The organism is Mesorhizobium argentiipisi (SeqCode), assembly GCF_037179585.1.
Taxonomy (GTDB): domain Bacteria; phylum Pseudomonadota; class Alphaproteobacteria; order Rhizobiales; family Rhizobiaceae; genus Mesorhizobium; species Mesorhizobium argentiipisi.
This window is the reverse complement of record NZ_JAPYKO010000064.1, coordinates 1-6,753: the sequence shown is the minus strand read 5'-3', so window position 1 is coordinate 6,753 and position 6,753 is coordinate 1. Positions and strand designations below refer to the sequence as shown.

6 protein-coding genes and 1 pseudogene are annotated in these 6,753 nt (G+C 63.3%); 6 read left to right on the top strand and 1 reads right to left on the bottom strand.

Translation table 11 applies throughout. The annotated features are described in order from the left end of the window. Nucleotides 1-338 precede the first annotated feature (338 nt). The 5 genes and pseudogenes from O7A05_RS33755 (at nucleotide 339) to O7A05_RS33735 (ending at nucleotide 4,356) form a co-directional block, all read left to right on the top strand. Nucleotides 339-1,224, top strand: a pseudogene (locus O7A05_RS33755) (DMT family transporter). A gap of 66 nt (nucleotides 1,225-1,290) precedes the next feature. After that, complete coding sequence (locus O7A05_RS33750; RefSeq protein WP_337097727.1) at nucleotides 1,291-2,313, top strand: LacI family DNA-binding transcriptional regulator; 1,023 nt, start codon at nucleotides 1,291-1,293, stop codon at nucleotides 2,311-2,313. Then, the gene (locus tag O7A05_RS33745; RefSeq protein WP_337097723.1) at nucleotides 2,310-3,293 is read left to right on the top strand and encodes a 2-hydroxyacid dehydrogenase; all 984 of its coding nucleotides are present in this window, start codon (nucleotides 2,310-2,312) and stop codon (nucleotides 3,291-3,293) included. Before O7A05_RS33750 ends, O7A05_RS33745 begins: the two co-directional genes overlap by 4 nt. 4 nt (nucleotides 3,294-3,297) lie before the next feature. Next, nucleotides 3,298-3,885 carry a hypothetical protein gene (locus tag O7A05_RS33740; protein WP_337097721.1) on the top strand — a complete coding sequence of 196 codons (588 nt, stop codon included), beginning with the start codon at nucleotides 3,298-3,300 and terminating at the stop codon, nucleotides 3,883-3,885. A 114-nt stretch (nucleotides 3,886-3,999) separates the two neighbouring features. After that, nucleotides 4,000-4,356, top strand: a complete 357-nt coding sequence (locus tag O7A05_RS33735) for a hypothetical protein (protein ID WP_337097725.1) — start codon at nucleotides 4,000-4,002, stop codon at nucleotides 4,354-4,356. Nucleotides 4,357-4,370: 14 nt separating this feature from the next. Here the strand turns inward: O7A05_RS33735 and O7A05_RS33730 are convergent, their stop codons facing one another. Then, on the bottom strand, nucleotides 4,371-5,144 hold the full coding sequence (locus O7A05_RS33730; protein WP_337097718.1) for a gamma-glutamyl-gamma-aminobutyrate hydrolase family protein: 774 nt from the start codon (nucleotides 5,142-5,144) through the stop codon (nucleotides 4,371-4,373). Between the two features lie 268 nt (nucleotides 5,145-5,412). Between O7A05_RS33730 and O7A05_RS33725 the strand changes: the two genes are divergently transcribed. Beyond that, nucleotides 5,413-6,522: a TRAP transporter substrate-binding protein gene (locus tag O7A05_RS33725; RefSeq protein WP_337097717.1), complete on the top strand. Its 1,110-nt coding sequence runs from the start codon at nucleotides 5,413-5,415 to the stop codon at nucleotides 6,520-6,522. Nucleotides 6,523-6,753 lie beyond the last annotated feature (231 nt).

The following is a 6,753-nucleotide window of genomic DNA, read 5'->3' as shown; positions in this document are numbered from 1 at the left end:
GCCATGCCACGGCCTGTCCGAAAGGACGACCAGGATCCACTCGGTCTCCTTCCCACTTCAACCATACACCAGAACCAACACACAGGATTCTATGGTCTGCGCCGCGTCGCTTCGCTCCTTGCTCCGCCATAGAATGACGACTGCGAGGTGCTCTCAGGCCATCGCCAACAAACAATGCGTTCTAAGCCTGTCCGAAGCGCTTGTTGGGCCAGTCGCTTTTGGCTTGCTGGCAAGCGACGATTGCCGCAGAAGGGTAAGGTCTATCTTCCTCGGCCCGACCCTTGAGCATTCCCAAAAACAACGATGACAGCGCAACGCCGCCCGCGGCGATGCTTCTGATGCTCTGCGTCTATGTCTGCTTCACCTTTCTCGACACCTCCAGCAAATATCTGGTGCTGGCCGGCGTCTCGGCGCTGATCGTCGCCTGGGCCCGGTTCGCCGTCCATGTCCTGCTGGTCGGCCTTTTCCTGCGCGGCTGGCACGAGCCGGCGCGTTTTCGCGCCAACAACCTGCCGGCGCACATACTGCGCGGCTGCATGCTTTTCGGCTCGACCATGTTCAACATCCTGGCGCTGAAGACGCTGCAGCTCGCCGAGACCACCTCGATCTATTTCTTCGGTCCGATGGTCATCACCGCCCTTGCCGGCCCGCTGCTCGGCGAATGGGCCGGCTGGCGGCGATGGCTCGCGATCCTCACCGGCTTTGTCGGCGTTCTGATTATCACCCGACCGGGCGTCGGCGTGTTCGGCATCGGTCATCTCTTCGCGCTGGGCTCGATGCTGTCGAACAGCTTCTACGTCATCATGACCCGGCGCATGTCCTCGACGGGAAATATCGGAGAGCCTGATATTGTTCTCGGCGCTGGCACCGTCGGTGCTGCTGGCCCCGATGCTTGCCTTCGCGCCCGCGCTGCCCCACGGCGGCTTTCAATGGTTCGTCGTCTTGATGCTGGGCGTATTCGGGGCAGGCGGCCACTATCTGCTGGTCCGGGCCTATCGCCTGGCGAGCACGACCCAGTTGGCGCCTTTCCCCTATTCGCAGATGGTGTGGATGATCATCTCCGGCTGGCTGATCTTCCATCAATTCCCCGACCGCTGGACGTTGCTCGGCGCTGCCATCATCGTTGCCAGCGGCCTCTACATCATTCACCGCGAGCACCGGCTTCGCGTGCGCAACTCGGCCTCGCTCGACACCGAGGCCGAGGCGCTGGCGAAAAAACTTTGATTTGCTCCCGATCGATGGCATAAGGCCGAATTTAAACAATTTAAAGACCCTGGGGAGCGAAGGGCACTGGCACAGAAGATCAAGCTTTCGACGATCGCGGATGCGCTCGGCGTCTCCACGGCAACGGTATCGCTGGCGCTGCGCGACAGCCCGCTGGTCGCAGGCTCCACGCGCGAGCGCATCAAGGAGCATGCCCGCGCCATCGGCTATATCTATAACCGCCGCGCCGCCTCGTTGCGCACCTCGCGCTCCGGCATTGTCGGCGTGGTCGTGCACGATATCATGAACCCCTTCTTCGCCGAGATCCTGCGCTCGATCGAAAGCGAGCTCGACCGCAGCCGCCAGACCTTCATTCTCTCCAACCACTACGACCAGCTGGAAAAGCAGCGCACCTTCATCGACACGCTGCTGCAGCTCGGCGCCGACGGCGTCATCATGTCGCCGGCCATCGGCACGCCGGCCAAGGACATCATCATGGCCGAGGAAAACGGCCTGCCGGCGGTGCTGATCGCGCGCACTGTCGCCGGCGCCGACGTGCCGGTGTTCCGCGGCGACGACGCCTATGGCACCGCGCTTGCCACCAACCACCTGATCTCGCTCGGCCACAAGCGTATCGCCATGGTCGGCGGCACCGACCAGACCTCGACCGGCCGTGACCGCTACCAGGGCTATCTCAACGCGATGGAGACGGCCGGCCTGGAGGTGAAGCCGTCCTGGCGCATTCCTGGTCCGCGCACCAAGCAGGCGGGGTTCGAGGCCGCGGGACAGTTTCTGGCGCTGAAGGACAAGCCTACCGCCGCCTGCTGCTGGAACGATCTGGTCGCGATCGGGCTGATGAACGGCATCGCGCGCGCCGGCCTCGTGCCGGGCGTCGACATCTCCGTGACCGGCTATGACGATCTCGAGGAGGCGGCAATCGCGACACCGGCCCTGACCACGGTCTGGAACGGTCAGCGCGAGGTCGGCCGCCGCGCCGCGAGCGCCCTGCTCGACAAATTGAACGGGCAGGCGGTGCGGCCCTCGCAGGAGCTGATCAAGCCGGAGCTGCATGTGCGGCAGTCGACCGGCAAGCCGGTGGAGCGTGCATGACCAGGGCCGAAGGAAAATTGCCGGTCGCCATCCTGGTGCCGGGCGACTTCAACGACCATGCCGTCGGCCGCATCGACGAGGCGTTCAAGCCTGTGCGGATCGAACGCGCCGACCCTGCGCTGGTCACGGACGAGATGCGCCGGACGGTGCGCGGCATCGCTTCCTACTCAGGCATCAGCGCGGCGATGATCGACGCGCTGCCCAATCTCGAGATCATCGCCAGTTTCGGCGTCGGCTACGATTCGGTCGACGCCAATCATGCGGCCAAGCGCGGCGTCATGGTCACCAACACGCCCGACGTTTTGACCGAGGAGGTCGCCGACACCGCTATCGGTCTTTTGATCAACACCGTTCGCGAGCTCTACGCCGCCGAGAAATGGCTGCGCGACGGCGACTGGGTAGAGAAGGGCAATTATCGCCTGAGCCGGCTTACCTTGCGCGGCCGCAGCGTCGGCATTTTCGGCATGGGCCGCATCGGCCGTGCCGTCGCCCGCCGCATCGAAGCCTTCGGCCTGCCGATCGCCTATCACAACCGCCGCAAGGTCGAAGGCTTGGCTTACGAGTATCATGCCACTTTGAAGGGGCTTGCCGAAGCCGTCGACACGCTGATCTGCATTGCCCCGGGCGGCGCCTCCACCGAGAAGGCAGTCAACGCCGAGGTCCTGTCGGCGCTGGGTTCGAGCGGCGTCTTCGTCAATATCGGCCGCGGCTCGACGGTGGACGAGGCAGCGCTGGCCGGCGCTCTTAAGAGTGGTACCATCGCTGCCGCCGGGCTCGATGTCTTTGCCGACGAGCCGAACGTGCCGCAGGCCCTGCTCGACGCGCCCAACGCCTCGCTTCTGCCGCATGTCGGCTCAGCGTCGGTCCATACCCGCCGCGCCATGGCCGATCTCTGCGTCGACAATCTCGTCGCCTGGTTCACCGATCGCCGGCCGCTGACGCCGGTGCCGGAGACGGCGAATGTGAAGGCCGCAAGCTAACCCGATGACGGTCAGGCCGCCCGACAATTCTGCGATATCGGTCGTCACCAACGGCCGTGATCAGGTCATTTCCATTCCGCATCCAAAGCCGCCCGCTGCCACCTATTTGGCCGGACTATTCATTTTTTGCTGGCTGGGTGGCTGGGCCTTCGGTGAGATTTCCGCCGCCTATCAACTCGTGACCCGACCAATTGGACCTCCGACGGCCTTCCTGGTCTTCTGGCTCTGCGCCTGGACAGTCGGCGGGATCTTCGCAATGCTGATGCTGCGCCGCATTTTGCGACGTTCCGTCCCTGAAGTTATAAAGCTTGATGCGTCTGGGTTCAGCTATGACTCTGGAGTGCCGCCGTTCAAGATGCAGTACTACCGAAACTTTTGCGTGTGGTCGCAGCTGTTCCCGCAGCGGATCGAGCAAAGATTCGATCGAACGCAAATAGAATCGTTGAAGCTTCGCGAGGGCGATACATGCAACCGCCTGACAGTCGATGCCGGCGCGCAGCGGATCGAAATCGGCTCAGCCGCGACCGATGTCGAGCGTGAGTGGCTCTCCAAGGTAATTTCGGAGCGCTATTCGCCCGCCACGCAGCGATAGGGGCGATTGCCACATTTATTAGCGGCGGCTTAACCCTTTGGAATCTCCGCATATTCGTTAAGCCTACGGAGTGGCAGGGTGAAGTTGGTAGCTGGTTTGGTAGCTTCAGTGGCGATGTTCGGGGGTGTGCAGTACCTGAATGGCGGTGATGGCCGCAACACGGCTGCGGAGGCCGCCCCATCAAGCAGCTTCAGACTCACCGCCAACGGCGACGAGGCGGCTTGCGCGGTCCACCGGGGCGCCGACGTGTCGGCCGACCTTTCGTTGCTCTCCGTCGCGCCGAACTGCCGCAAGCTGATGCCCGGCATCGAGCGCGTAAAATTCTGGCGCGAGCAAGCGGACGGCTCGGTCGCTTTCAGCGAAAACGCCGTCGATCCGATCGTCACCTTCGGTGTTGCCGATGGCGACGGCTACGAATCCTACGCGCCGGCCGCGCCGCTGCTGGCGTTGAACAGCGACAGCGGCAACTGATTTAAGCGGAATGTTTATTCCGCAGCGGCGCGGGCGCCCGCTTTCGCCGCCGCGTGCAGCCGTACGGCATCGCCGAAGGCCTTGAAGATCTTGGCGGAATTGCTGTCCGACTTCACCCAGTATTCGGGGTGCCACTGCACGCCAATCGCGAAGGCCCGCGCATCCTTGACCGAGACTGCCTCGATCGTGCCGTCGGTGGCCAAAGCCTCGATTTGCAGTTTCGAGCCGAGCCGATCGATTCCCTGCCGGTGCAGCGAATTCACCTTGATCTCGCCGGCACCGAACACGCCGGCAAGGCAGCTTCCGGGCTTGATCGAGATCGTCTGATGGATAGCGAAGCGCTCATCCTGATTGTCGCTCACCGGGGCGCGATGGTCGAGCGAGCCTTCGCGCTCCTGGATTTCGGTGCCCAGCGTGCCGCCGAGCGCAACGTTCAGCTCCTGGATGCCGCGGCAGATGGCAAGCAGCGGCACGCCGCGCTCGAGCGCCTTGCGGACCAGCGGCAGCGTCGTGGCGTCACGCGCCGGATCGTAAGGGCCGTTGGCCTCGCTCGGGTCGCCGCCATAAAGCGAGGGATGGACGTTGGACTTCGAACCCGTCAGCATGACGCCGTCGACAGACGACAGCAATTCGTCGAGGTCGAGCCGGTCGCCGAAGGACGGCACCAGCAGCGGGAACACGCCGGCGCCCGCGACCGCCGCTTCCAAATATTGCTGGGGTGCCGCGTGCCACGTGTAGTTGTCGAACTGGCGGACGTCGGACGAGACTGCGACGAGCGGTTGCTGCATTTTGGGTTTGGATTCCTTCGAGAGCTAAGGAGTTAATCTGCCTACTAAATAGGCGATCTGAAGGCAGTTTGCCATGGTGAGTTTCGCTGCCTTGCATGGGCCAGCGGCAGGTTCGTTAGACTATAGTTGCACGCGGCGCCGGAATGGCGGCAACCCTTGCCCGCAACGCTGGACTCGACCCTTTGCCTGTGTATGTTTCTTCCCCAACCGATGCGGGCAACGAGGATGCCCTGACGTCGGTCAGCTGATCCGCAAGGGAGGAAACTTAATGGATCGTCGTTCTTTCATTCGCAAGGCCGGTGCGTCCGGCGTGGGCGCAGCCGCAGCAGCCGCGGCACTCGCCACGCCGGCCATTGCCCAGTCCAATCCGAAAGTGACCTGGCGGCTTGCGTCGTCCTTCCCGAAGTCGCTCGACACGATCTATGGCGGCGCCGAAGTCTTCTCCAAGATGCTATCCGAAGCGACCGACGGCAATTTCCAGATCCAGGTCTTCGCGTCGGGCGAACTGGTGCCCGGCCTGCAGGCGGCCGATGCCGCCGCCGCCGGCACCGTCGAAGCGGCCCACACCGTGGCCTATTATTACTGGGGCAAGGATCCCACCTGGGCGCTCGGCGCCGCCGTCCCCTTCTCGCTCAATGCACGCGGCATGAACGCTTGGCACTATCACGGCGGCGGCATCGACCTGTTCAACGAATTCCTTGGGGCGCAAGGATTGTTCGGCCTGCCCGGCGGCAACACCGGCGTGCAGATGGGCGGCTGGTTCCGTAAGGAAATCAACAGCGTCGCCGATCTGTCGGGCCTCAAGATGCGCATCGGCGGCTTTGCCGGTAAGGTCGTCGAGAGGCTCGGTGTGGTGCCGCAGCAGATTGCCGGCGGCGACATCTACCCGGCGCTGGAAAAGGGTACCATCGACGCCGCCGAATGGGTCGGCCCCTATGACGACGAGAAGCTCGGCTTCTACAAGGTCGCGCCCTATTACTACTATCCCGGCTGGTGGGAAGGCGGCCCGACCGTCCACCTGCTGTTCAACAAGGCGAAATACGAAGAACTTTCGCCGACCTACAAATCGCTGCTCCGCACCGCGGCGCAGGCTGCGGACGCCAACATGCTGCAGAAATACGATTATGTGAATCCGCCGGCGGTGCGGCGGCTGGTGGCCGGCGGTGCCAAGCTCAGGCCGTTCAGCCAGGAGATCATGGCCGCCTGTTTCGAGAAGGCCAACGAGGTCTATGCCGAGATGGAATCCAACAACGCGCCGTTCAAGAAGATCTGGGAATCGATCAAGGGCTTCCGCAAGGAGCACTATCTCTGGGCCCAGGTCGCCGAATACAACTACGACACCTTCATGATGGTGCAGCAGCGCAACGGTAAGCTGTAGGCCGCCGCCCTCCTTCTCCCCTTGTGGGAGAAGGTGGATCGGCGCGAAGCGCCGAGACGGATGAGGGGTGTTGGAAGGATCGCCGTCCTTGCCAAGCTGGAGCACCCTCATCCGTCGCCTTCGGCGACACCTTCTCCCACAAGGGGCCTGTTGCGTAATTGGCTGGTTGTGATTCCCTGAGAAGGAAGCTCGGAGGGAATCGCAATGGCGGTGAAGCAGACGGGGCAGTTG